Here is a 25,559-nt window from a genome sequence, read left to right on the forward strand (position 1 = left end):
CTTGGGTCGCCCGGCTGCAAGGCACCTAGCCGTAAGTCGCCAGCATCTCGCGCAGATCGGCAAGGGTGTTCGCCTCGGACGCGGGCTTGTCGAGCCGCCAGCGCGCCATGCGCGGGAACCGCAGCGCCACCCCCGATTTATGGCGCGTGCTTTCCTGAATGCCCTCGAAGGCGATTTCGAACACGAGTTCGGGGTTCACCCGACGGACGGGGCCGAACCGTTCCAGCGTGTTGCGACGGACCCAATTCGTGATCTGGTTGAATTCGGCATCGGTGAGACCCGAATAGGCCTTGGTAAAAGGCACGAGGTCGGGGCCGTCCCACACGGCAAAGGTGAAGTCGGTGTAAAGCGTCGCGCGCCGCCCATGGCCCGCCTGCGCATAGATCATCACCGCGTCGATGGTCAGCGGGTCGAGCTTCCATTTCCACCAGTCGCCGCGCTTGCGCCCCGCATGATAGGGGGCGTTGCGGCGCTTGAGCATCAGCCCCTCGGCCAGTTCGGTGCGCGCCTCTGCCCGCCGTTCGGCCAGCGCCTGCCAATCGGCGATCTCGACCAGCGGCGACGGGCGAAGCGGCAGCGCGGGCGGCAGCGATGCCAGCGCGCCCTCCAGCAGCCGCCGGCGTTCACAGAAGGGCTGCTTGCGGATGTCCTGCCCCTCCCATTCCAGCAGGTCATAGGCGAGCATCATCGCCGGCGCCTCGGCCAGCAGCTTCTTCGGCACGGTCTTGCGCCCGATCCGTTTCTGCAGGGCGGCAAAGGGCAGGGGGATGTCCTGTCCCCAGGCCAGAACCTCGCCGTCGATCACGGTGCCGTCGGGCAGGAAATCGCGCAGGGCCGCGAATTCCGGAAAGCGGTCCGTCATCAGTTCCTCACCCCGCGACCAGAGGTAATGTTCGCCCCCGCGCCGGATCAGCTGCGCCCGGATGCCGTCCCACTTCCATTCCGCGAGCCAGTCAGCCTCCGGCCCCAGCGCCGCCGGATCGCCCTCGACCGCATGGGCGAGGCAGAACGGATAGGGTTTCGACAGATCGGCCGAGGGGTCATTCGCAAGGACCAGCGCGGCAAAGCTGGTGGTCTGGGGCGTCCAGTCGCCCATCAGGCGATGGGCGAGAACGGCCTCATCCTGCCCGGTTGCGGCGGCCAGCGCCCGGGTCATCAGCTTCTGGCTGACCCCGATGCGAAAGCCCCCGGTGACGAGCTTGTTGAAGAGGAACCTTTCGGTTTCGTCCAGCCGGTCCCAGGCATCGAGGATCACGGCCTTCTTTTCGGCCTCTGGCGCATTGGCGATGTCCAGCAGGACCCGCGCCCAATGGGCCAGCGGTGCGTCGGTTTCCCGCGCGGGCGGCGGCAGCACAAGCGCGATGGTTTCGGCCAGATCGCCCACCACCGGATAGGCTTCCTCAAAGAGCCAGAGCGGGATGCCCGCCCGTTCCGCCGCCCAAAGCCGCAGTTGTGTCGCGCTGACCGCCCGGCGTGGGCGCCGCCCCGACAAAAGCGCCATGGTCCAGAGCCGGTCTTCCGCCGGTGCCTCGCGGAAATAGTCGGCAAGGGCCGCGACCTTGGCATTGGTGCGCGTGGTCCGGTCCAGCGCGGTGAAGAGCGAGGCGAAGCGTTTCATTCGACGACCTCGGGCGGGTCCAGCGCCTCGCCCTCATACTCGGTGGCGACGACCTGCGCGTCATAGCCCTGTTCCGCCAGCCAGCGGCGAAAGACGGATGTGTAGCCATGGGTCACGAAAACCCGCTCCGCGCCGGTTTCGCGGATCGCCGCGTTGAGCCCCTGCCAATCCGCATGGTCCGAGATGACGAAGCCCCGGTCGGCCGCCCGCCTGCGCCGCACCCCCCGAAGGGCCATCCAGCCGCTGGCAAAGGCGGTCGAGACGGGGCCGAAGCGGCGCATCCATGGCCCCCCCAGCGCCGAGGGTGGCGCGATCACCAGCGCCCCGGCATGGGCCTTCAGGTCGAGCTCGGGCGTGACCTGCACCGTATCCGGCAAGGGCAGACCCTGATCGCGCATCACGCGGTTCGTGGCCTCGACCGCGCCATGGGTCAGGATCGGGCCCAACGGCGTCACCCCGGCAAGCAGCCGTTGCGCCTTGCCAAAGGCATAGGCCCCGATCACCGAAAACCGCCCCTCGGCCCGGTTGGCGGCCCACCAGTCATCGACCCGCCCCAACACACGGGCCGAATCTTCCCAGCGAAAGACCGGCAGGCCGAAGGTGCACTCGCTGATGAAGGCATGGCAGCGCAGCGGCTCGAACGCGTCCGAGAGCGCATCGGCGTGCAGCTTGTAATCGCCGGAAACGACCCAGACCTCGCCCGCGACCTCGACCCGGATCTGCGCGGAACCCGGCACATGGCCAGCGGGGTGGAACGAGACGGTCGCATCGCCGATCCGCCGCGCCTCGCCATAGCGGATCGTCTCCAGCCGGATCTCGCCCAGCCGGTGGCGGATGACCGGCGCGGCAAGATCGGTGCAAAGATAGCGGTTGTGGCCCGGGCGGGCGTGGTCCGAATGGCCATGGGTGATCAGCGCCCGGTCCACGGGGCGCCACGGGTCGATGTAGAAATCGCCTGCCGGGCAATGAATGCCGCGATCGGTAAAGGAAAGCACTGCCATCAGGCGCATGATAGGACGCGGCAGCGCCCCTGCCAGAGCACGGGCTGCTGAATTCCTGTGCGCAATGATTAATCCGGAGGCTGGAACGCGCGACCCCGGCACATGACCTATCGGCGCCCTTGTCAGGCTGCCCGCCATTTGCTCACATGCTGTTAAATTCGTCAGGTAGAGCCCGTGCAGTATTTCAATGAAATGTTCGACAACGGGGGTGTGCGTTCCCCCTATGCGCGGCTTGAGGACTGGATGCGGGCAATGCCCGACAGTCTTCGCAGTCTCAAGCAGGCCGAGGCCGAGGCGCTCTTTCGCCGCATCGGCATCACCTTCGCGGTCTACGGGGAAGGGGGCGATCCGGACAGGCTCATCCCGTTCGACATGTTCCCGCGCGTCTTCACCCATCACGAATGGCGGCGACTGGAACGGGGCATCCGGCAACGGGCGCGGGCGCTCAACGCCTTTCTGACGGATGTCTATGGTCGCGGCGAGATCGTGCGCGCGGGCCGCATCCCCGCCCGGCTGGTCTATTGCAACGAGGCGTTCGAGCGCGCGGCACTGGGCTTCGTGCCGCCGAGGGGCGTCTTCAGCCATGTGGTGGGGATCGACCTGGTGCGGACCGGCCGGGATGAGTTCTTTGTGCTGGAGGACAACTGCCGCACCCCGTCGGGCGTCAGCTACATGCTCGAAAACCGCGAGATCATGATGCGGATGTTCCCCGATCTCTTTCGCGAGAACCGGATCGAGCCGGTCGACGGCTATCCGGCGGCGCTGCGCCGGACGCTCGTGTCGGTCGCGCCGGCGAAATGCGACCGCGATCCGACCATCGTGATCCTGACGCCGGGGCATTTCAACAGCGCCTATTACGAACACAGCTTTCTGGCCGACCTCATGGGCGTTGAGCTGGTCGAGGGGCAGGACCTGTTCGTCGAGGGCGAATATGTCTGGATGCGCACCACCGAAGGCCCGCGCCGGGTCGATGTGATCTATCGGCGGATCGACGATGCCTATCTGGACCCGCTGTGTTTCCGCCCGGATTCGATGCTGGGCGTGCCGGGCCTGATGGATGTCTATCGCTCGGGCGGGGTGACGATCGCCTCGGCGCCGGGGGCGGGCGTGGCCGATGACAAGGCGATCTACACCTTCGTGCCCGAGATGATCCGCTTTTATCTGGGCGAGGAGCCGATCCTGCAGAACGTGCCGACCTGGCAATGCGGGCGCGGGGACGACCTGAAATACGTGCTGGAACGCCTGCCCGAACTGGTCGTGAAAGAGGTCCATGGCTCCGGCGGCTACGGGATGCTTGTCGGTCCGTGTGCCACCTCGGAGCAGATCGAAGCCTTCCGCCAGCGGATCACGGCCAATCCCGGCAACTACATCGCCCAGCCGACGCTGGCGCTCTCGACTTGCCCGACCTTTGTGGCCGACGGCATCGCGCCGCGCCATGTCGATCTGCGGCCCTATTGCCTGGTGGGGGAACGGATCGAGCTGATGCCCGGCGGTCTGACGCGGGTGGCGCTGACCGAAGGCAGCCTTGTCGTCAACTCGTCCCAGGGAGGCGGGGTCAAGGATACCTGGGTGCTGGCGGAGTGATGACATGCTGAGCCGGACCGCCGACAACCTTTACTGGATCGCCCGCTATCTGGAGCGCGCCGAAACCGCCGCGCGCCTGCTGGAGGTCGGCGCCCGCATCGCGCTGATCCCCAATGCGGGTCACGGGTTCCGCAGCGAATGGGACAGTATCCTGCGCGCCAGCGGTACCGCCGACGGCTTTGCCCACAAATACGGCGATCCGGTGCAGCGCAATATCGAGAGCTATCTGTTCTTTGACCGTGACAACCCGTCTTCGGTTGCGTCCTGCGTCACGGCGGCGCGGGAAAACGCCCGGATCGTGCGAACGGCGCTGACGACGCAGATGTGGGACGCGCTCAACACCGCGTTTCAGGAAATGCGCGAACTGGAGCGTACCCCCCGGTCGGAACTGGACCTGAGCACGCTGACCGAATGGACGATGCGCCATTCCGCCATGGTGCGCGGTGCGATCGAGGCGACGCTCCTGCGCAATGACGGCTACGATTTCCTGAACCTCGGCTATTTTCTGGAACGTGCGGACAACACGGCGCGTCTGATGGACGTTAAATACTATGTCCTGCTGCCCCGGGTCGATTTCGTGGGATCGGGGCTGGACAATTACCAGTGGTCGACGCTTTTGCGCGCGCTCTCGGCGCATCGCGCGTTTCACTGGGCCTATGGGGGCGAGGTCACGGCGGCCAAGATCGCGCATTTCCTGATCCTGAACCCGCAAAGCCCGCGGTCGTTGATGGCCTCGGTTCAGGGGATGAACACGCATCTCGACCGTCTGGCCCGCGGCTATGACCGGACCACGCCGGCGCAGTCACGGGCGCGCACACTTCTGGGTGAACTGGCGGAACTTTCGGTCGTCGATGTGTTTGATGAGGGGCTGCACGAATTTCTGACCCGCTTCATACGCGAGGTCGATGGTCTCTCCGCGCTGGTGCATGAGGCTTATCTGAGCGGAGATGTCCGATGATCCTGACGGTCGAGCATGTGACGACCTATCGTTATGACCTGCCGGTGCGCGGCGTGGTCCAGAGCCACCGGCTCACGCCATCTTCGTATGAGGGGCAGAGCGTGCTCGCGTGGGATATCTCGGTCAGTGATTCCCTTGCCGGCGGTGGGTTCCGCGATGGCGCGGGCGACTGGGTGCAGGGCTGTTCGGTGCCCGGCCCGGTGTCGCAGATCGAGGTGCGCGTTTCCGGCACCGTCGAAACGCGGGATCTGGCCGGGGTCTTGCGTGGCTATCGTGAAACCGTGCCGCCGATGGCCTATCTCCGCGACACGCTTGTCACGCGCTGCGATGTGGCGCTTGTGGAACTCGGCCGGGACGCAGCACGGGCGGGGCGCGATCCGCTGGACCGGGCGCACAGGCTGGCGACGGCGGTCGCAGCGGCAATCATCTATGACCCATCGACAACCGACGCCCATACGACCGCCGCCGAGGCGCTGGCGTTGGGCTCAGGCGTCTGCCAGGATCATACTCATGCCCTTTTGGCCATCGCGCGAAACGAAGGTATCCCTGCGCGTTATGTCTCGGGTTATCTGCACGCCGATGCCGAGGGTGTGCCGCATGAGGCCGCCCATGCCTGGGCCGAGCTGCATGTAGAGGGGCTGGGCTGGGTCGGGTTCGATGCCGCCAACAACTGCTGCCCCGATGAGCGCTATATCCGGCTCGGCTCGGGCCTCGACGCAAGAGAGGCCGCGCCGATCCGCGGGACCGCGCGCGGCGGCGGGCAGGAACATCTCGACGTGACCGTTGCGGTGCAGCAGGCGCAGCAATAATGTCGGCCTTCTGGCCGAATCCCGGGAGTGACGGATGACATATTGCGTGGGTCTCTTGCTGCAAGAGGGGATGGTCCTCCTCTCGGATACCCGCACCAACGCGGGGGTCGACAATATCGCGACCTATCGCAAGATGTTCACCTTCGAAGACCCGGGCGAACGGGTCATCGTCATCATGACGGCGGGCAGCCTGTCGGTGACGCAGACCGCCATTGCCCGGCTGCGAGAGGCCGCCGAGTCGCCCGAGGGCGAGGGGGCAGACTCGATCCTTCGGGCGAATTCGATGCTCGCCGTGGCCGAGATCGTGGGCCGCACCCTGTCGGATGTCAGCGCCGAGATCACCGACAAGATGAACCGCATGAAACAGGCCGCGACGGCCTCGATGATCGTCGCGGGGCAGCGGCGCGGCGGGGCGATGCGGATGTTCCTTGTCTACCCCGAGGGGAACTTCATCGAGGCGATCGAGGACACGCCTTATCTGCAGATCGGCGAGCACAAATACGGCAAGCCGATCCTCGACCGGGTGGTGACGCCGGCCACAAGCCTCGTGGACGGGCAGAAGGCGGTTCTTCTCTCGATGGATTCGACGCTGCGGTCGAACCTTTCGGTGGGGATGCCGCTCGATCTCGCGGTGATCCGGCGCGACGACTGCCGGGTGAGCGACCGCCGGCGGATCGAGGCGGGCGATCCTCAATTCGCGCAGATGTCAGAGGCCTGGTCGGACGCGCTGCGCGACGGATTCACGCGAATCCGGATCTGATCGTTCAGACATGGGCGTCGAACAGCGCCGCGACATGGCCAAGGAACCTGTCGCGCAGGTGCGGGCGTTCCATCATGATCTCATGCCGGGCAGAGGGATATTCCTCCAGCACGGCGCCGGGCCAGCGCGCGACGCGGGCCCGGATCGCGCTGTCCGACACGATCCGTTCCTCGCTGCCCAGGGCGACATAGGCGGGCACGGCGGGCGATGGCAGGCGGCGCAGCGCCGCCGTTTCCCGTAGCGCCGCGTTGAGCCAGCCGAGCGTCGCACCGCCGATACCCAGTTCGGGATGCGCCCCCAGTTGTGCGATCATCCAGTCGAACCTCTCGCGATCTCCGGTCAGGGTGTTCTCGTTGAAGATCTCGGCCCGCAGCCAGTTGTCGGGCCCGCCACGGCCGGGGATGTAGCGATGGCCCAGCCGCCCGAGCCAGCTTGCGGCCGTCGAAAGCCCCCAGGCCATGGGCAGCGCCCGGGCCGAGATGCGGATACCCCACATCGGGGCGCTGAAGGCCACAGCCCGCATGACAAGCCCCGAGGTCATTGCACGCAGGCCAATCGCGCCACCCATCGAATGGGCAAGCATCAGCGTCGGCGGCGTGCCGTCAAGCTCTCTCACAACATCAAGCGTCGCCTGCAAGTCATTCTGATACTGTGAGAAATGAACTATATGTCCCGCCCGGGGATCGGCGATCAGGCGGTCGGAAAGGCCCTGTCCCCGCCAGTCGGGGATCGCGGCGCCGTAACCGTGCGTAGCCAGGGCGCGGGCGACGGGGCCGTATTTCTCGGCATATTCGCTGCGCCCCGGCAGGATCAGGACGCGGCCCTTCTCGCCCTGCGGCCAGAAAACCAGCCGCAGCCGCGCCGCGTCCCCGGTCGTGATCCAGACGGCCCGCCCGCCCCGGGGACCATCGGCGATGTCCTCATGAAACGGGGCGGGCGTCACCACGTCAGCTCAGGACGGACCCGAGCTTCATCGCAAGGCCCATGTTCCCCTCGACCTTCAGCTTGCCCATCATGAAGGCAGTGGTCGGGTTCACATCGCCGTCGAGGATGCCGCGAAAGGTCTCTTCGCTGGCGATCAGGGTCACGTCGGCCTCTTCGTCGCCGGCGCGCGCGCCCGACTGGTCGATCATCACCGCGCCCTCGTCGCGGATGACGAACTTGGCCAGCCCGTCAAAGCCCCGGCCGCCCAGTTTCTCGTTCAGTGCGTCAACGGCACCGGTGATCACGTCGCTCATCTGTCTCATCCCTTTGGTTTGACCGCGCGCCCTCTCGCAATTTCGCACGGTTGCGCTACATTCGGTTCTGTTATGGATACTCGCGTAGCCTTTCTCAATCTTGTCGTTGCGGCACTTATCGTCGCGGGGGGCGCAGGCGTCGCCCGTGCGGACCGCGTGGATGACCTGCTGGCAGAGCTTCAGGAACCCGACCAGCCGATGTGGCCCCGCCTTGAACGGCAACTGATCGAGGAATGGTCCAGATCGGGTTCGGCCGCCGCGGACCTTCTTTTGCAGCGGGGGCGGGCCGCGATGGCGGTGCGCGACTGGCCGCAGGCGATCGAGCATCTGACCGCGCTGACCGATCATGCACCGGAGTTCGCGGAAGGCTGGTATGCCCGGTCCGAGGCGTTCTATTTCTCGGACCGCCCCGGTGAGGCCCTGGCCGATCTGCGCCGTGCCCTGGAACTCAATCCCCGGCATTTTCAGGCCCTGTCCGGCGTTGCCGTGATCCTGGAGGAACTGGGCGAACCCGAACGCGCGCTGGCGGCCTTTCGCGCGGCCGGTGCTATACATCCGCATCAGCCGGATATAAAAACGGCCATCGAGGATCTGGAACGTCAGGTTTCGGGCCAGGCATTATAAGGCTAACCAGACGTGATGCGCGCGCAGTCGAGGGTCACTGCGGTCCTCGGGCCGACAAATACCGGCAAGACCCACCATGCCATCGAAAGGATGCTGGCGCACCGGACCGGCGTGATCGGGCTGCCGCTCCGTCTGCTGGCGCGCGAGGTCTACGACCGGATCGTGGCGCAGCGCGGCCCCTCGGTCGTGGCGCTGGTGACGGGTGAAGAACGGATCGTGCCGGAGCGCACCCAATACTGGGTCTGCACGGTCGAGGCGATGCCGCTGGAGATCGGCGCGGATTTCGTGGCCGTTGACGAAATCCAGCTTTGCGCGGACCCCGAACGCGGCCATGTATTTACCGACCGGCTGCTCAACGCGCGGGGGCTGCACGAGACGCTTTTCCTCGGCTCGGACACGATGCGCGGGGCAATCGCGGCGCTGGAGCCCAAGGCGAGCTTCATCAGCCGCCCGCGCCTGTCGCAGCTGAGCTGGGCCGGGTCGAAAAAGATCAGCCGGATGCCGCCGCGTTCGGCCATTGTCGGGTTCTCGGTTGAAAATGTCTATGCCATCGCCGAGCTCATCCGGCGTCAGAAAGGCGGCTGTGCCGTCGTCATGGGCGCGCTGTCGCCCCGGACGCGGAATGCGCAGGTCGCGCTCTATCAGAACGGCGATGTGGATTATCTGGTCGCGACCGATGCAATCGGGATGGGGCTGAACCTCGACATCAACCACGTCGCCTTTTCCTCGACCGTCAAGTTCGACGGACGGCGGATGCGCCCCCTGATCCCGAACGAGCTTGCCCAGATCGCGGGCCGGGCCGGGCGGCACATGAACAACGGCACATTTGGCGTGACCGGCGAGGCCCGGCCCCTGTCCGAAGAGGTGATCGACGCGATCGAGAACCACCGGTTCGAGCCGGTGCGCAAGCTGCAATGGCGCAACGCGGATCTTGCCTTTGGTTCTGTGGACCGGCTGATCGGCTCGCTGGAAAAGCAGACGCATCACGACTGGCTGACGCGGGTGCGGGACGCGGACGATCTGACGGCGCTCAAGACCCTGTCCGAGATGCCGGAGATTCGCGGCACCGTCAGCGCCGGCCACGAGGTGCGGTTGCTGTGGGACGTGTGCAGAATTCCGGATTTCCGTGGCATTTCGGGCACGGAACACGCGGGGCTTCTGGCGCGGATCTTCGAGTTCCTGCGGCAGGGCGGCCCGGTGCCGGACGACTGGCTGGCGCGCAATATCGCACGGATCGACCGCACAGACGGCGATATCGACGCGCTGTCCAAGCGGCTCGCCTATATCCGCACCTGGACCTATGTCGCGCAGCGTCGGGGCTGGACGGGTGATGAAACCCATTGGCGGAACGAGACGCGCGCTGTAGAAGACCGATTGTCGGATGCGCTGCACGCGCGCCTGACGCAGCGATTTGTTGACCGGCGGACAAGCATTCTGTTGCGGCGGTTGAAGCAGAAGGAGACCCTCGTGGCCGAGGTGAACGACAAGGGCGAAGTGACGGTTGAGGGCGAATTCATCGGCCGTCTGGAAGGGTTCCGGTTCCGGCAGGATGCCAGCGCGAGCCCGGATGAGGCCCGCACCCTGCGGCAGGCGAGCCTTCAGGCGCTCCGGCCCGAATTCCATCTGCGCGCCGACCGTTTCTACAACGCGCCGGATACCGAGATCGACTTTACCGAACAGGGCGGGCTCATGTGGGGCACGCAGGCGGTGGGCAAGCTGATCCCAGGCCCCGAGGCGATGCGCCCGCAGGTCGAGGCCTTTGTCGACGAAGAGGCCGGACCCGAGGTCGCCGAAAAGGTGCGCCGCCGCCTGCAGCACTTCATCGACCGCAAGGTGAACGCGCTTTTCGAGCCGCTTCTGAACCTGCAGCGGGACGAGACGCTGACCGGCCTCGCCCGCGGCTTTGCCTTCCGCATGGTTGAATCGCTGGGCATCCTGCCGCGCGATCAGGTCACGCAAGAGGTCAAGGATCTCGATCAGGACGCGCGGGGCGTCTTGCGCAAGCACGGGCTGCGGTTTGGCCAGTTCACGATCTTCCTGCCGCTGCTGCTGAAACCCGCGCCGACCCGGCTGCGTCTTGTGCTCTGGTCGCTGGCGCAGGGGTTGCAGGAATTTCCCGAAAGCCCGCCGCCGGGTCTGGTGACGATCCCGAACCTGAGCGAGGTTCCGCGGGAACATTACATCCTTGCCGGCTATCGTCCCGCAGGGGCCCGCGCCATCCGGATCGACATGCTGGAACGGCTCGCGGACCTTCTGCGCGCCAAGGACAGCCGCGCCGGTTTCGAGGCGACACCCGAGATGCTCTCGATCACCGGCATGACGCTGGAACAGTTCGCGGACCTCATGCAGGGGCTGGGCTACAAGGCCGAACGGGGCGAGCGGGCGAAGATCAAACCGGTCGCAGAGCCCGAGCCCGCAGCCACAGCCGGTGATGCAACGGACGCAGCGCAGGCGGAAGCCGCTGACGTTGACGCGACCGAAGGCGCCGCAGCCCCTGCCGCCGAGGAGGTGAGCCCAGAGGCATCTGCGGCCGAAACCCCGGTTGTCGATGCGGATGCGGGCGCTACCCCGCCTGCCGAACCTTCGACGGATGCCGAGGCGACCATCGCGGCAGAGACCGAAGTGTTCTTTACCTTCACCTGGGCGCCGCGCCCGCGCGAAAACCGCAATCGCGGGGATCGGCCCCAGGGTCGCGGCAACCGGTCGGGCGGAACGCGCGACGGGCAGTCGCAGGGCCAATCGCAGGGCCAGAACCGGCGTGACTCCGGCCAGGGCCAAGGCCAGGGTCAGGGTGATCGCCCCCGGCATGACGGACCCAAGGGCGACCGCCCCGGCAAAAAGGGCAAGGGCAAGCCTCCGTCCAAGCCGGAAGGCGCACGCAGCTTTTCGGCCCGGCCCCCGCGTGAGGACCGGATCGACCCCGACAACCCCTTTGCCGTTCTTGCGGCCCTGCGGGACCGGAAATAGGTGGCAAGACCCGGACCAGCCCCGCACCCTGTGCGTGAAACGGTCCGGCTGGACAAATGGCTCTGGTTCACGCGCTTCTTCAAGACGCGCGGGCTGGCCGCACGTTTCATTGAAACGGGCAAGATCCGCATCAACAGCCAGCCGGTCGCCAAGACCTCGGCGCATGTCGGGGCAGGGGATGTGCTGACCTTTCCCTTGGGCGGACGGGTGCGCGTCGTGCAGGTCGCAGCGACGGGGATGCGACGCGGCCCCGCAACCGAGGCGCAGGCGCTTTACTTCGATCTAGACGCGCCGGCGCATGCGGTTGACGTTTCCGACGCCGACGTCCGGGCCCCCGATGTTCCTGCCCCCAACGTTCCGGATGACGCCCCGCTTTCAGAATAGCGTCCGGCGGCGGGCGGTGTCACGAGACGGCTGGTCTTTCTGGCACCGGGCGGGCTTGAATGATCCCCGGCGCTGGTCTAGCTAACGCCCGGGTTCCAGTCAGAGAGGCTTCGCATGACCTACGTCGTCACCGATAATTGCATCGCGTGCAAATATACCGACTGCGTCGAGGTCTGCCCGGTCGACTGTTTCTACGAGGGGGAGAACATGCTTGTGATCCACCCCGACGAATGCATCGATTGCGGCGTCTGTGAACCGGAATGCCCGGCCGACGCGATCCGCCCCGACACCGAGCCCGACATGGAAAACTGGGTGGAGTTCAACCGCAAGTATTCCGAGCTCTGGCCCGTGATCGTGACCCGCAAGGACCCGCTGCCCGAAGCCAAGGACCGCGACGGCGAAACCGGCAAGCTGGAGAAGTATTTCTCTGAAGCCGCGGGCGAGGGCGGCTGAAGATTCTCCCCGGCCTGCGTTTGACGCATGGCCGCTTTGCGAATCGACCGCGCCTCTGGCCGGTGGGGCGTTCACGCGACGCTTTGATTCGCTGTTAATTTGTGATATACACTTGTCACAAAGATAACCAACGTGATGCCTGCTGCCGCCGCCGCAGACTGCCATCTGCGGCTTTATAACGTGTTTGCAAAGGCCGGATACGGGGTTATGCGCCCCGTAGCGGTTTTTTTGTCGCGGTCGGCAGGGCTCTGTGAGGAAAGCGACCGCATGACCAAGACCAAGAAAGCCGAGTTTCGTCCCAACGAGTTCGTTGTCTATCCTGCGCATGGCGTGGGCAAGATCGTCTCGATCGAAGAGCAGGAGATCGCGGGCATCAGCCTCGAACTCTTCGTGGTCTCGTTCGAGAAAGACAAGATGACGTTGCGCGTACCTACGCACAAGGCGACCGAGATCGGGATGCGTTCGCTCTCTACCCCGGATGTGGTCAGCAAGGCGCTTGAAACGCTCAAGGGCAAGGCCCGGGTCAAGCGGGCGATGTGGTCGCGCCGCGCGCAGGAATATGAGCAAAAGATCAACTCGGGCGACCTTCTGTCGATCGCCGAGGTGGTCCGCGACCTGCATCGCAGCGACGACCAGCGCGAGCAGAGCTATTCCGAGCGTCAGCTTTATGAAGCGGCGCTGGAGCGTCTGACCCGCGAAGTCGCAGCCGTAAGCGGCACCGACGAGGCCGGCGCGCAGAAGGCCGTGGACGAGGTGCTCGTTTCCCGCGCCGCCTGAGGCGTCGGCGCCGAGGCCGAATGGGATCGCTTTATGCCGCAGCCTCAGGGCTGCGGTTTTTTGCTGTTCAAAGGCTAGAGCCCGGGCGTGACAGCCGCGGCAAAGCTTGCAAGCAGCACCGCCTCGGCCAGTTGCTGCGAGGCGCCCAGCACATCGCCCGTCTGGCCGCCGATCTTGGCCTGCGCCAGTACCGCCAGCACAACCGTGACCGCCACCACCAGCGCGAGCGGCGCGATCACCGGCCCGCCCGCCAGCACCAGCGCGATAAGCCCGATCAGCGCCGCGATCAGGGCGGCCCCCGAGGCGGCGCGCCCGACGTTGTGCGAAAGGCCGCCGCCGCGCGCGTTCCGCATTCCGGCCATCAGCGCCACCATCGGCACGCGCGACACGACCGCCGCCGCGATGACGGGCGCCCAGATCGCCCCGGTCTCGAGGATCGTGACCAGCGCGGCCCAGCGGAACAGCGTCACCAGCCCCAGTCCGAGCATGCCATAGGTGCCGATCCGGCTGTCCTTCATGATGCGCAGCCGCGCGGCGCGCGTCCAGCCGCCCCAGAACCCGTCGCAGCAATCGGCCAGCCCGTCCTCATGCATCGCGCCTGTCAGCATGGCCTGCGCGCCAAGGATCACCACTGCCGCCAACGCCGGCGGCCATCCGAGGCAAAGCGCGAGCCACCCCGCCAGCGCCGCCCCGAAGCCGAGAACGAATCCCGCCAGCGGAAAGGCCCAGGCGGCCCCGGCGCCGCGTCCTGCGTTGACCGACGGGTTCCGGAAGACCGGTATCCGGCTCAGCAGCATCAACGCCGCCAGCACGTCCGACGGCTGCATCGTTTCGGCTTTGATCCGCATTCTGTCGCCTCTCTGCTTTTGCGCCGCTGCGCTGATGGTTAAACAAGGCGGCAGCGCAAATCAACGAGAGGCCCCCATGACCAGATCCCCGTTTCAATCGCTGGCCGAGTTCCGCGCTGCGCTGGGGCAGCTTCCGCCCGTTGACGCGGGCGCACTGGACGCCGCCCGCAGCCGGGACGCATCGCTGACGAAACCGCCGGGATCGCTGGGGCAACTGGAGGATCTGGCGATCTGGTATGCCGGGTGGCGGGGCGAGCGGCCGAAGCTCGAAGCGCCGCAGATTCTGATTTTCGCGGGCAATCACGGCGTGACGGCCCAAGGCGTTTCCGCTTTTCCGCCTGAGGTCACGGCGCAGATGGTGGCGAATTTCAACGCGGGCGGCGCGGCGATCAACCAGCTCGCCCGGTGTTTCGGGGCGCGGATCGATGTGCATCCGATCACGCTCGACCGCCCTACCGGCGATTTCACGGAAGGCCCCGCGATGACCGAGGCCGAGCTTCTGGAGGCTCTGTCGCTCGGCTGGGCCGCCGTCGATCCGGCGGCTGATCTGGTGATTGCCGGCGAGATGGGGATCGGTAACACGACATCGGCGGCGGCGCTGGCGGCGGCCATGTTCGGCGGCAATCCCCGCGACTGGGTAGGGCGCGGCACAGGCGTCGATGACGAGGGCTTGGCGCGCAAGGCGGCGGCGGTGGCGGCGGGACTGGCCCGACACCGGGGTGAGCTTCTCGATCCGCTGGAGGCGCTGCGACGTCTGGGCGGGCGGGAGCTGGCCGCGATGGCAGGCGCGATTGCCGCCGCGCGCAGTCACCGGATTCCGGTGATCCTCGACGGGTTCATCTGCACGGCGGCGGCGGCGGTGCTTGAACGGATCGCGCCCGGTGCGCTGGATCACGCCATTGCGGGACATCAGTCCGAAGAGCCGGGCCATGCGCGGCTTCTTGGCGCGCTCGGAAAACGGCCGGTCCTGACGCTCGGACTGCGTCTGGGTGAGGGGTCGGGGGCCGCCGTCGCGCTTGGTGTGCTGAAGGCGGCGATCGCCTGTCATTCCGGCATGGCGACCTTTGCAGAGGCCGGCGTGGCGGACGGGCCAGGTTAATCCGGCTGTCAGCCCTGCGGCATCGCAAGGGCAAAGGTGCGCCCGTTCTTGATGTAATGCAGTTCGCGCTCGTTTATCGCGGCGACCTGCCCCCCGTCATAGCGGTCGCCGACGCGAAGCTGCATCATCTGCCCGCGTGAGGTCCGCACCAGCGCCCGCCGGTTCGAAGCGGTGCCGTAAATGCCGATCAGGTTGTCCTGACGCAGGTTGATCGCCCGCGAGACGGTCGCCTGCTGCGCGACCGAGGCAGAGGTCGGCAGGCTGGGCGCTGCGGTCGTGATCTCCGGCTCGTCATCGGCCTCCGGCAGGGGCGCGGCCGCCGCAGGTGCGGGGGCGGCAAGGGCGGCGTTCAGCGCAGCCTCGACCGCGGCGGAGTCGACGGGCGTGCGCACAGGGGCTGCGGCCACCTGCGGCGCCGGCTCGGGCTGTGCCTGGGGTTGTGGCGTCGGTGCTGCGGGGGGCTGGGGCAGAGGCGCATTGCTCACCGCCAGCCGCTCGGGGCGGATCAGCGGCACGGGCGAGGCGGCGATGGCAAGCTCGGTCGCACCGGGGTCGAGCGCGGCTGGCGTTTCCGCCTGCGTCGGATCGGTTGCCAGATCGGGCGCCGCGAGAGCGGCGAATGCGGCAGGTCGCGCCCTTGGCAACAAACTGAAAGCGCCGGCAACAACTTCATCCCCGGGAAGGCCGGTGACCGCCTCTGCGCTTGCATCCGCTGCAGCGGGCAGCGTCACGAGGCTCGGCGCTCCGCCTTCGATGGCCGGGCGGGGACGGGGACGGAACGCGGCCAGAACAGCAGCACTGGGTGCGTCAGGCGCGGTGACCTCAGCCACGTCGCGGACCGCCTCGGCAACCGCGCTGGCTACGGCATCCTCTATCCCGGGGATTGCGGGGAGCGGGACCGGAGAGGCGTCAGTAACGGCGGCAGTGGCGGTTCCGGCCTGGGTCGTGGGGTCGGCTGTGGGGTCGAGTGCCGCATCCTCCGGGACCAGGTTTTCGGGCCGGGCGGGCGGGATGACGGGGGGCGGCCCATCGATCAGGGTGAATTCAAGATCGGCGGCGGGTGTGCTCTCTGCGGCTTCGGCAAGCGGCTCGGCCGGGGTGGACAGGGCCTGCGTCTGCGTTGTGGCTACCTCTTCCGGCGCCTCGCCGGCCGTGGGGGACGGGGCTGCCGCCGACAGCGTCGCGCCAGCGTTCTCCGCTTCGCCTGTGGTGGTTTCTGGGGGCGTTTCTGCGGGCGTTTCTGTGGCGGCGGTATCTGCGATGCTCTCAGCGACAACCGGGGTTTCAACTTCGGCGAGCGCAGTTGCACCGCCGGCGGCTGCGATCAGGTTGACGGCGTGCTGCCGGGCACCCGCCGCCAGCGCGGCCGAAACTTCGGCAGGGCTCGGGGGAACAGCAGGCGCAGCCGGGGCCGCATCGGCCAGCGCGGGCGCCTGCAAAGGCTGCGGTGCCGGCGGAACAGGCCCGCGGGGCGGCGCGCCGGCTGTCATGCTTTCCGGCTGGTCGGTCGGAAAGTCGGCGACCATGGCCGCGGTCCGGGTCTGATCTGCGACATCGGGCGCGTCCGGCTCCTGACTGCTGGCATAAGGCGCGGCCTCATCGGCGATTGCGCCTGTCATATTCAGGTCAGCGTCGTTCGGATCCTGGTCCAAGGGCGGCGCAGTCGGGGCCGAAGCTACGGCCTGCGATCCGGCATCCGTGTTTTCCAGGGCGGTCTCTGATGCGCCCTCGACAACGGAGATTGCCGGGTCTGTCGGCAACCTTGCGTCTTGCCGCGATCCGGTCAGCCACCAGAAGACGAGCAGGATCAGGACAAGCACCACTGCCCCGACCGCCAAAAGGCCAAGCGACGCGCGGCGCCCGCTGTTGCCAAGACGGCCGTAGACCCCGAAGTCTGTCCCGGACTGTTCTGCATTGCCCCGCAACGAGGCTGCATCGCGGGCCGCCTGCACGGCAAAGGGGTCCCGTACGGTGCGCGATGCGCGTGAGCCAGTTTCGGGGCCGGTCTCGAGGGCTGCCCCCTGGCCCCTCGCCGGGATCGTCGTCGGGTCGCCTTCTGTGCCGTCCAGCCTGTGTGGGCCCGGGCGCTGCGCCACAAGCGGCGGTCGTGCGGTATCGGTGCGCAGAATCCTGGGGCCGGTTTTTGGCGCGGCATCCGGGATTGCCTCTATTTCGATGCCATTGCCCGAGGACTCATCCGCCGCAGAGGGCGATGTTTCGCCCGGTTCGAACCGGGGCACATCCGCGAATGCATCCGGCATAGCTATCCGGGGTGTCGTGACCCCCTCGGGTCGAAGACCATCATTCTCTGCGTGCCGCGTGGCGGAAAGATTGCGCGCAAGGCTGGGGCTGGGCGAAAGAGGGATTGTGCCTGGCGCGGCCACCACAGGACTGTCTTGCCGCGTCTCCGCATGTCCGGTCCGCGTCGGGGTCGTTTTCTGGGAAGCGCTGCGCACCGCGGCGGCGACGCGCTGACGCTCATCCTCCGGGAGGATGCCTGCCCGGGAGCTGCCCGGACGCGGCGCGGCAGAACCGGTCGAAGGTGCGGCGGCATCGTCCCTGGCAGCGGGCGCGGAGGTCGTGGAACTAGGATGTGGCTCGGTGGATGCGACTGAGGGCGCATCTGCCGCTGACGGGGCCGGTTGCGGGGCGGGGGCGGGTTGCGGCGCCGCTTCGGCCGCAACGCCGGCAATGGTCGCGCCGTCATGTTCGTCTGGCGCGTCCGCCGCGGGGCCGGGGGCAGGTGAACTGTGCGCGGGCCGGGCCTCTGCCTCGGTGACTGTCCCGGGCTTTGTCCCCGCTTCCGGCTCTGCGTCAGCCGGGCCCAAGGGCCGCGCCGCGGCTCTGTCTGGGGATGCGGGCGGATCGCTTTGCGGTCTCTCCGCCGACGGAGGGCCTGCTTCGGGCTCGGTCGTCACCGGATTTTCGCGGGCGGCTGTTCCTGCCTTTTCGGCCGGCCCGCCTGATCCTGCTGGCGCGACCTCCTGCGGGGCTTTTGCTGCCGTGTCGGGTTGGTGCCGTTGATCCCTGGCGGCGGCTCGGGGCGCCTTTCCGGCGCGCTTGGCGGCCGCTTGGGCTTCCTGCCGGGCGAATTCCTCGGGCAGGGTGGCGCGTCCGACGATATGCGCCGGCTCGTCCCCGCGCAGGACATCCTCGGCCAGCCCGGCGGATCGTCCGGCATCGCTCAGGCCGAAGAACGGTTCGTTCTCAAATGGGCCGTCGGTTTCGGGCAGGGCGACCCAGCCCGCCGGGGCAAGTCCGTGTTCGGCGGCAAAAGCCTCTGCCTCCGCGAGAGATTCCCGCGCCACCAACGCCACGCGCAGTCCGTCATCCGTCCGAACCCAGTCCCAGACCAGATCCTCGGGCGGATAGGGGGTGAGCCCGTCTATATGGTTCGCGATTTCGGCGGGATCGCTGATCGGCAGCGTCGCAAAGCGCAGCAGATCGCCGGGCAGCACAAGCTTGGTCGTGAATTTACGGCCTGCCAGCGCGATGGCGATCCGGCGCAACCGGCGTAGGCGTTGCGGCAGGCGCGGGTGGTCCAGCGGCACCTCGCCCACCAGCAACCAGCCGCGTGGGCTTCGCTGCAGAAGGCTCAGGCCATCAGGCGAGAGGGAGAGGGCGAAATCGGGTTTCATGCACTGCTCGGTCGGAAGGGGCGGCAGAGCGTCTGGGCCCCGACCGCACTGGTTTTTCCGAGCCTACCGCAGGAGAGGGCACATGAAAACCCGCGCTATCGCCCGGGCGCGGCTTTCGGCCCGGCAGGCTTTGCCATCGAGGAGACAGCGTGCAGGTGCACGTTCTTGTGCGCTTTTGTTTCAGTGGCTTGGCAGCGTCTCGAAATATGGGCAAGTCTGATGGCAGGAAGCACGACGAACGAAAAGGATGTGCGATGACTGTTTTCAATGGGACAAGCTTCAAGGGGACGGTGCGTCCCGTTCGTCCCGGATTTTCAGCATTTGCCCTCGGTGTGGCGCTTGGACTCGGGGCGCTTGCGGTCCAGCCGCAGGGCGCGTGGGCGCAGGATGTGACGGCCTCCGCGCTTCAGCAGGGCCAGATCCGTGTCAGCGGGCAGGGCCGGGTGGATGCGGCGCCGGACATGGCGACGATCACACTAGGCGTCACCGCCGAGGATGCAGAGGCAGCCGTCGCCATGGCCGATGTCTCGACCCAGGTTGCCGCAGTTCTCTCGCAGCTGGAAGCCGCAGGCATCGAGGCGCGCGACATGCAGACCTCGGGTCTGGTGCTGACGCCACGCTGGAACTATTCGGATGGCGAAGAGCAGCGCATCACCGGCTATATCGCGCAGAACAACGTGACTGTCCGCGTGCGCGATCTCGAAAGCCTTGGCGGGCTTCTGGATGAGGTGATCGAGAGCGGCGCCAATACGCTTGGCGGGCTGTCCTTCGGCATCGCCGACCCCCAGCCGCTGGAGGATGAGGCACGCCGCAACGCGATCGTTGACGCGCGCCGCAAGGCGGAAATCTATGCTGAGGCCGCGGGCCTGAGCCTCGGCGATCTGGTCGCGATCTATGAGCCCGAGGCCTATGATCCGCCGCGTCCCTTCTACCGCATGGAATCCGCAATGTCGGCGGGCGACGTGCCTGTCGCGGCCGGCGAGGTGACGATTGCCGTGAACGCCACGGTCGTCTTTTCACTGAACGGCGCCGAGTGATCCTGTGATGATCCTGTAACGCCGGGGGGCCTTGCAATGGCCCCTCGGCCCGCGCTAAAGAGCGCCCATCGGGTCGTTAGCTCAGTTGGTAGAGCGTCTCGTTTACACCGAGAATGTCGGCGGTTCGAGTCCGTCACGACCCACCATGTTTAAATGGAAATTGTCGAAAATGGCTGATCGCGCCGCGGTTCGCTGAACCTTCAGCATATCTCAGCGGTCATGGCCTCGGCCTGCCGTGACAGGTGCCGCGGCGAGTAGTGGCTGCGTTTACCTCTGCCTCGGCTTCTTTCCGCGACATTACGCAGGACGATACCGTCCACACCTGCCGCCGTCCTTATGCGACGACCAGGTGGCCATGGAACCGCCCGCGCCGGCACCCTCTTCTTTTCCATGACGGGTGACGCAAAGAGTCGTGAACGGGGCGCCTCCGGTAGCGCCGAGGTCGCGCGGCTCTCCAAGCTATCGAAAAGCCTGTCCGCCCGGGCGCTTGTCCTGCAAGATCCCTGGGCCACTCTGGCGTTCCGCCGCTCCGGCTTAAGAAATGTGGGTCGTCCCTTCCATTATGTCAGGACGATAGAAGGTCCCAGTCTACGCCAGCCCTCTTCAGTTCATCCTTGAGCCGAGGTTTGAACAATCCAGCGCGCTCGCCCTTTTCCGTCCTGTTTAGAACATCAACAAGCACGGTCAAAATCTCTGCCTTCCGCTTGTCAGTTAAAAGGATCCTGAACAGGCCGCCGAGAGCAATTCTCGAAACACCGATGCTCAGCGACTTGCGAAGTTCCTGCTCGGCTTCCTCCGATCGCCCCTGCGCAAGAAAATATTGGCCTCGCTCCGCGTGCCAGACGAAATTCCCCTCGCTCTGCAGTTTTATCTCAGGCGCCACGCCGGTCTCGAGGATGGAGGATATGAATTCCTTGAGGACTCCGCAATTTCGCATCGTTTCCAGAACCGTGTGCCCGGCAAACGGAAACTCGCAATACTGGCCATCCGGATAGGCGGGCCGGATGCACCGGTCGATGAACATCTTATCCACCTGACGATGCGGATCGAACAGTATGATCGGTGAGTAGCTCGACTTGGGTGCGTCGATAATATCAATGTGGTTGAACTTGAAGCCGCGAAAATTCCGGGCTTTGATCGAAGGATGAGCAGAGTTCAGCGGCGCGGAGGCTATTATCCGAGCGTTAATAATGCCGCCGTAGTAGACCGCGCAGTACCCGCCCAAGCTCGAACCGTATGTAAAAATCTCACGGTTGCCCAACACAGGTGACACGGCCTCAGCGAACTGCTCCAGGCTCAGACCCTGATACTGAGATTTCCTCGACTGTGCGACGAAAACAGTATCGTGGCCGGATTTTAAAGCAAACTCGGTGCCGAAACCTAATTGCGATTTCCCGACGTTAATAGCGCTGAACGTAATTATGACCTTTTTCGTCGGCTCGCGATGCAGATGCGCTGTGATCTGGTAATCTGGTGCGACCGCCAAAACCGTGGCGGTAACATCCGGGAACGTCACATGCTGCATGCTGTCTCCTGATGTGATGCCAAGGATCCGGGAGACTGGGGCACCTGGCCATCCCAGACCCTCGAATCCCGATCTCCACTACATCATGCTATTCACAACTCAAAGAAGAAGATATTGCTGCGAAGTGTCACCAGGCGCACTGTGTTTTACCGGTGCCTTCCGGTAGGGCGAACCGGGCCTCTCGCCGAGTTATCGGTATGCTGACGCTGCGCGCCCTGCCTCAGTCGCGCTTGTGATTCCGAGCCGGTTTCGCCCTTCGGTTGAACGCTTGGGCGGCTGGTTGGGCCCCGGGCAAGCCACCCGGGCAATTTCTGCCGCAAGAAGCGCCAATTCGGGCAAAATTTGATCGCGGCCCGGGGCCGAACAGTCGGATGCCTCAAAATCAGACAAGTGAGTTGCAACATCTTCAGGCATTCGCTTTAGTCAGTCCAACGCGGGCCATAACCGCGACCGAGAAGGGGAGACCGACGTGGCGCAGGACGCAGCGCAGATCGAGGCGCAGATCGACCGGGGCGATGGGTTCGTCGTGTTTGATCATGTGCAGAAAAGCTATGATGGCGAAACGCTTGTCGTCAAAGACCTGAACCTGAGCATCGGCAAGGGCGAGTTCCTGACGATGCTGGGGCCGTCGGGGTCGGGCAAGACGACCTGCCTGATGATGCTTGCGGGATTCGAGACCGCGACCCATGGGGATATTCGGCTTGGCGGCCGGCCGATCAACCACATCCCGCCGCACAAGCGCGGCATCGGGATGGTGTTTCAGAACTACGCGCTTTTTCCGCACATGACGGTGGGGGAAAACCTCGCCTTTCCGCTGGAGGTGCGCGGGATTGGCAAGTCCGAGCGCGAGGCAAAGATCCTGCGCGCGCTCGACATGGTTCAGATGGGCGCCTTTGCCAATCGCCGTCCGGCGCAGCTTTCGGGCGGGCAGCAGCAGCGTATCGCACTGGCCCGTGCGCTGGTCTTCGAGCCCGAGCTGGTGCTTATGGACGAACCGCTCGGCGCGCTCGACAAGCAGTTGCGCGAACATATGCAGTTCGAGATCAAGCATCTGCACGAACGTCTGGGCGTCACGGTCGTCTATGTGACCCATGATCAGGGCGAGGCGCTGACCATGTCCGACCGGATCGCGGTTTTCAATGACGGGCGCATCCAGCAACTTGCCCCGCCCGAGACGCTTTATGAACGGCCCGAAAATTCCTTCGTTGCGCAGTTCATCGGCGAGAACAACCGGCTGGAAGGCGTGGTCGAAACGCTCGACGGGGCCCGCTGCACCGTCCGGCTGGCCAATGGTGAGGTGATCGACGCCGCCCCGGTCAATGTCAGCCGTCCGGGCGAACGTACCGTGATCTCGATCCGGCCCGAGCGGGTCGAGTTCCAGCCCGCGCGCCTGCCGCCCGGCGCGCATACCATCCAGGCCGAGGTGCTGGAATTCGTCTATATGGGTGACATGTTCCGCACGCGCCTGCGGGTCGCGGGCAACGACAATTTCGTGATCAAATGCCGCAACAGCGTGGGTCAGGCGAAGCTTTCGCCGGGGCAGACGCTCAACATCGGCTGGCTGGCCGAGGATTGCCGTGCCCTCGATGCGGCATAGGCCCGCGGCACAGACAAGGTGGCCGCGCCGTCAGGTGTGGCGGATGCGAGGGTGCCGCTGGTTGATGCGGCAGACAGAACAGCGCCGCATCAAGGCGGCAGCCGGGTAACAAGACCAAGTCCAACAGGAGAAGACCATGAAGATCAGAGCATTGCTGGCAACGACAGCGATCATCGCGGGCGGCGCCGCCGCGGCGCAAGAGGTGACGGTGCTCGGCTGGGGCGGCGACTATACCCGCAGCCAGGTCGAGGCCTATCACAAGCCCTTCACCGAGGCGACGGGCATCCGGGTAAACTCGGTCGATGCGGATAACCCGGCCACCCCGATCAAGGCCCAGGTCGAGGCCGGCAACGTCACCGTCGATGTGGCGGTAGTCGAATATGCCGACGCGGTGCGGCTCTGCGACGAGGGCCTGCTGGAGGTGATCGACATCTCGTTGCTGGAACCCGCGCCCGACGGCACCCCCGCCGAGGAGGATTTCCTGCCTGGCACCCTGACCGAATGCATGGTCGGCACGGATGTCTTCTCGACGATCTTCGCCTATGACGCGTCGCAGTTCCCGGACAATCCGCCGACCACCATCGCGGATTTCTTTGATACCGAGGCCTTCCCGGGCAAGCGCGGCGTGCGCCGCAACCCCAAGGCCACGCTGGAAATGGCGCTGATGGCCGATGGCGTTCCGGCCGCCGAGGTCTATGACCTGCTTGCGACCGACGAAGGGTTGGAGCGCGCCTTTGCCAAGCTCGACAGCATCAAGTCGGATATCGTCTGGTGGTCGGCCGGGGCGCAGCCGCCGCAGCTGCTCGCGGACGGCGAGGTGGTGATGTCCATCGCGTGGAACGGACGTATCTTCAACGCCGCCGTGGGCGAAGGCCGCCCGTTCGAGATCGTCTGGGACGGTCAGGTCTATGAGCCCGAAGGCCTCGTGATCCCCACCGGTGCCCCGAACATGGAAGAGGCGCTGCAATTCGTGGCCTTCGCCACCAGCACCGAGCCGCTGGCCCGTGCCGCCGAATGGATCAGCTATGGCCCGACGCGCCAGTCCTCGGCGCCGCTGGTGGGTGTGTTCCAGGTCGATGGCGAGACCGAGATGGCGCCGAACCTGCCCACCTCGCCGGAAAATATGACGAACGCGCTTGCCTCGTCCTATGAGTTCTGGGTGGACCGCGACACCGAACTGAACGAGCGGTTCAACGCATGGCTTCTGGCCAACTGATCGCAGCCCCCCTTGCGCGTTTGCGCCGGGGGACCTGAAGCAATGACCCGGGCGGGTGGTAAACGCCGTGCCCGGGAAATCACGACCGCGCCGGACCAGCGGCGCATGGAACTGGACCCGACCATGGCCGATGCGACGATGCCCACCCCCGCCGATCCCGCCGCGCGATCCGGCCCTGGCCGGCGCGGGTCGGGCCTGACGACCGCCGACGGAACGCCGCTGAAGCTCGCGCTCGCGCGCTCAGCACGGCGCAGAAAGATGCGGGCGGCGGCGCTGGTGCTGCCGCTGGTGCTGTTCATCGTCGTGACCTTCCTGCTGCCGATCGGGCAGATGCTGTTTCGGTCGGTTCACAACACGCAATTCGCCGCGAACATGCCTGCACTTGTGCAATGGTTCGACGAAAACCCGCCCGGCACCGACCCGGATGAGGCCGCCTTTGCCGCCCTCGCGAGCGATCTTGCCAATGCGGCGGCGAACCGGACCGTGGGCTCTGCCGGCACCCGTATCAACTATGAGGTGCCGGGGACACGGTCGCTCTTTACCTCATCGGCGCGGAACGCCGCGGACCTCGAACCCCCTTATCGCGAGGCGCTGCTCGACCTGAACGCGGCCTGGGGCCGAGAGGATATCTGGGCCGCGATGCGCGGGGCCTCGGATGCCTATACCGCGAATTTCTACCTCGCTTCGGTCGACCGCAAGCGCGATCTCGACGGCAATATCGTGCAGGTCGATCCGCAGAGCCGGGTCTATGTACAGCTTTTCGTCCGGACCTTCATCCTGTCGGCGGCGATCACGGTCCTTTGCCTGATGCTCGGATTTCCGGTCGCGCATCTTCTGGCGAGCTTGCCGCTGCGCACCTCGAATCTTCTGATGATCCTTGTCCTGCTGCCGTTCTGGACCTCGCTTCTGGTGCGCACGACAAGCTGGATCGTGCTGTTGCAGGGGCAGGGGGTGGTCAACAACGTCCTTGTGGCGCTGGGGATCATATCGGATTCGGGACGGCTTTCGCTCATGTACAACCAGGCGGGCACGATCATCGCGATGACGCATGTGTTGCTGCCGTTCATGATCCTGCCGCTTTACTCGGTGATGAAGACCATCCCGCCCAGCTATGCCCGCGCGGCGCAGTCGCTTGGGGCGACCAGCTGGACGACCTTCCGCCGCATCTACCTGCCGCAGACGGTGCCGGGGATCGGGGCGGGCTGTATCCTCGTCTTCATCCTCGCCATCGGCTATTACATCACGCCGGCGCTGGTCGGGGGTGCCACGGGGCAGCTCATCTCCAACCAGATCGCGTTCCACATGCAGAACTCGCTCAACTGGTCGCTGGCGGCGGCGCTGGCCGCGATCCTGCTGGGCGCGGTCCTGCTGCTTTACTGGCTTTACGACCGGCTGGTCGGCATCGACAACATGAAACTGGGATAAG

The 25,559-nt window shown here is 66.0% G+C and carries 21 protein-coding genes and 1 tRNA gene; 15 read left to right on the forward strand and 7 right to left on the reverse strand.

Annotation, left to right across the window (positions count from 1 at the left end; genetic code table 11):
• Positions 1-25: 25 nt before the first annotated feature.
• Both ACFSGJ_RS09195 and ACFSGJ_RS09200 read right to left on the reverse strand, forming a co-directional pair.
• Positions 26-1,618: an ATP-dependent DNA ligase gene (locus tag ACFSGJ_RS09195; RefSeq protein ID WP_390260972.1), complete on the reverse strand. Its 1,593-nt coding sequence runs from the start codon at positions 1,616-1,618 to the stop codon at positions 26-28.
• Positions 1,615-2,619, reverse strand: coding sequence for a ligase-associated DNA damage response exonuclease (locus tag ACFSGJ_RS09200; RefSeq protein WP_390260973.1), 1,005 nt, complete (start codon positions 2,617-2,619; stop codon positions 1,615-1,617). The genes ACFSGJ_RS09195 and ACFSGJ_RS09200 overlap by 4 nt, the downstream gene beginning before the upstream one ends.
• 192 nt (positions 2,620-2,811) lie before the next feature.
• On the opposite strand from ACFSGJ_RS09200, the gene ACFSGJ_RS09205 reads away from it, so the two are divergent.
• The 4 genes from ACFSGJ_RS09205 to ACFSGJ_RS09220 are packed head-to-tail and all read left to right on the forward strand — an operon-like array spanning position 2,812 to position 6,730.
• A complete protein-coding gene (locus ACFSGJ_RS09205; RefSeq protein ID WP_390261195.1) occupies positions 2,812-4,203 on the forward strand; it encodes a circularly permuted type 2 ATP-grasp protein in 1,392 nt (463 codons plus the stop codon).
• Positions 4,204-4,207: 4 nt separating this feature from the next.
• The gene (locus tag ACFSGJ_RS09210) at positions 4,208-5,161 is read left to right on the forward strand and encodes an alpha-E domain-containing protein (RefSeq protein ID WP_390260975.1); all 954 of its coding nucleotides are present in this window, start codon (positions 4,208-4,210) and stop codon (positions 5,159-5,161) included.
• Entirely contained in the window at positions 5,158-5,970 is an 813-nt protein-coding gene (locus ACFSGJ_RS09215) for a transglutaminase family protein (protein WP_390260976.1), read from the forward strand. The genes ACFSGJ_RS09210 and ACFSGJ_RS09215 overlap by 4 nt, the downstream gene beginning before the upstream one ends.
• 34 nt (positions 5,971-6,004) lie before the next feature.
• Complete coding sequence (locus tag ACFSGJ_RS09220) at positions 6,005-6,730, forward strand: Ntn hydrolase family protein (protein WP_390260978.1); 726 nt, start codon at positions 6,005-6,007, stop codon at positions 6,728-6,730.
• 4 nt (positions 6,731-6,734) lie between these two features.
• On the opposite strand, the gene ACFSGJ_RS09225 is transcribed toward ACFSGJ_RS09220, so the two are convergent.
• Both ACFSGJ_RS09225 and ACFSGJ_RS09230 read right to left on the reverse strand, forming a co-directional pair.
• Positions 6,735-7,676, reverse strand: a complete 942-nt coding sequence (locus tag ACFSGJ_RS09225) for an alpha/beta fold hydrolase (protein WP_390260979.1) — start codon at positions 7,674-7,676, stop codon at positions 6,735-6,737.
• Between the two features lies 1 nt (position 7,677).
• The gene (locus ACFSGJ_RS09230) at positions 7,678-7,968 is read right to left on the reverse strand and encodes an SCP2 sterol-binding domain-containing protein (RefSeq protein ID WP_390260980.1); all 291 of its coding nucleotides are present in this window, start codon (positions 7,966-7,968) and stop codon (positions 7,678-7,680) included.
• Positions 7,969-8,040: 72 nt separating this feature from the next.
• Between ACFSGJ_RS09230 and ACFSGJ_RS09235 the strand changes: the two genes are divergently transcribed.
• The 5 genes from ACFSGJ_RS09235 (at position 8,041) to ACFSGJ_RS09255 (ending at position 13,173) form a co-directional block, all read left to right on the forward strand.
• Complete coding sequence (locus tag ACFSGJ_RS09235; RefSeq protein WP_390260982.1) at positions 8,041-8,592, forward strand: tetratricopeptide repeat protein; 552 nt, start codon at positions 8,041-8,043, stop codon at positions 8,590-8,592.
• 15 nt (positions 8,593-8,607) lie between these two features.
• Complete coding sequence (locus tag ACFSGJ_RS09240) at positions 8,608-11,559, forward strand: helicase-related protein (protein WP_390261197.1); 2,952 nt, start codon at positions 8,608-8,610, stop codon at positions 11,557-11,559.
• Positions 11,560-11,943 carry an RNA-binding S4 domain-containing protein gene (locus ACFSGJ_RS09245; RefSeq protein ID WP_390260984.1) on the forward strand — a complete coding sequence of 128 codons (384 nt, stop codon included), beginning with the start codon at positions 11,560-11,562 and terminating at the stop codon, positions 11,941-11,943.
• Between the two features lie 114 nt (positions 11,944-12,057).
• A complete protein-coding gene (gene fdxA, locus ACFSGJ_RS09250) occupies positions 12,058-12,396 on the forward strand; it encodes a ferredoxin FdxA (protein WP_390260986.1) in 339 nt (112 codons plus the stop codon).
• Positions 12,397-12,663: 267 nt separating this feature from the next.
• Positions 12,664-13,173 carry a CarD family transcriptional regulator gene (locus tag ACFSGJ_RS09255; protein WP_390260987.1) on the forward strand — a complete coding sequence of 170 codons (510 nt, stop codon included), beginning with the start codon at positions 12,664-12,666 and terminating at the stop codon, positions 13,171-13,173.
• Positions 13,174-13,247: 74 nt separating this feature from the next.
• Here the strand turns inward: ACFSGJ_RS09255 and cobS are convergent, their stop codons facing one another.
• Positions 13,248-14,021 (reverse strand): adenosylcobinamide-GDP ribazoletransferase, encoded by a 774-nt coding sequence (gene cobS, locus ACFSGJ_RS09260; RefSeq protein WP_390260989.1) that lies wholly within the window; start codon positions 14,019-14,021, stop codon positions 13,248-13,250.
• Between the two features lie 76 nt (positions 14,022-14,097).
• Between cobS and cobT the strand changes: the two genes are divergently transcribed.
• On the forward strand, positions 14,098-15,120 hold the full coding sequence (cobT, locus tag ACFSGJ_RS09265; RefSeq protein WP_390260991.1) for a nicotinate-nucleotide--dimethylbenzimidazole phosphoribosyltransferase: 1,023 nt from the start codon (positions 14,098-14,100) through the stop codon (positions 15,118-15,120).
• 8 nt (positions 15,121-15,128) lie between these two features.
• Here the strand turns inward: cobT and ACFSGJ_RS09270 are convergent, their stop codons facing one another.
• On the reverse strand, positions 15,129-18,758 hold the full coding sequence (locus ACFSGJ_RS09270; protein ID WP_390260992.1) for a hypothetical protein: 3,630 nt from the start codon (positions 18,756-18,758) through the stop codon (positions 15,129-15,131).
• Positions 18,759-19,012: 254 nt separating this feature from the next.
• Here ACFSGJ_RS09270 and ACFSGJ_RS09275 point away from each other — a divergent pair, with 254 nt between their 5' ends.
• Both ACFSGJ_RS09275 and ACFSGJ_RS09280 read left to right on the forward strand, forming a co-directional pair.
• Positions 19,013-19,795, forward strand: a complete 783-nt coding sequence (locus ACFSGJ_RS09275) for an SIMPL domain-containing protein (protein WP_390260993.1) — start codon at positions 19,013-19,015, stop codon at positions 19,793-19,795.
• Positions 19,796-19,865: 70 nt separating this feature from the next.
• Positions 19,866-19,941: transfer RNA gene (locus ACFSGJ_RS09280), tRNA-Val, on the forward strand.
• A gap of 419 nt (positions 19,942-20,360) precedes the next feature.
• Here ACFSGJ_RS09280 and ACFSGJ_RS09285 read toward each other — a convergent pair.
• On the reverse strand, positions 20,361-21,320 hold the full coding sequence (locus ACFSGJ_RS09285; RefSeq protein WP_390260995.1) for a hypothetical protein: 960 nt from the start codon (positions 21,318-21,320) through the stop codon (positions 20,361-20,363).
• Between the two features lie 469 nt (positions 21,321-21,789).
• Between ACFSGJ_RS09285 and ACFSGJ_RS09290 the strand changes: the two genes are divergently transcribed.
• The 3 genes from ACFSGJ_RS09290 (at position 21,790) to ACFSGJ_RS09300 (ending at position 25,558) form a co-directional block, all read left to right on the forward strand.
• Positions 21,790-22,917 carry an ABC transporter ATP-binding protein gene (locus ACFSGJ_RS09290; RefSeq protein ID WP_390260997.1) on the forward strand — a complete coding sequence of 376 codons (1,128 nt, stop codon included), beginning with the start codon at positions 21,790-21,792 and terminating at the stop codon, positions 22,915-22,917.
• 136 nt (positions 22,918-23,053) lie between these two features.
• The gene (locus ACFSGJ_RS09295) at positions 23,054-24,133 is read left to right on the forward strand and encodes an ABC transporter substrate-binding protein (protein ID WP_390260999.1); all 1,080 of its coding nucleotides are present in this window, start codon (positions 23,054-23,056) and stop codon (positions 24,131-24,133) included.
• Between the two features lie 123 nt (positions 24,134-24,256).
• Positions 24,257-25,558 carry an ABC transporter permease gene (locus ACFSGJ_RS09300; RefSeq protein WP_390261198.1) on the forward strand — a complete coding sequence of 434 codons (1,302 nt, stop codon included), beginning with the start codon at positions 24,257-24,259 and terminating at the stop codon, positions 25,556-25,558.
• Position 25,559 lies beyond the last annotated feature (1 nt).

It is taken from the genome of Halodurantibacterium flavum (assembly GCF_042681825.1).
Lineage (GTDB): Bacteria > Pseudomonadota > Alphaproteobacteria > Rhodobacterales > Rhodobacteraceae > Halodurantibacterium > Halodurantibacterium flavum.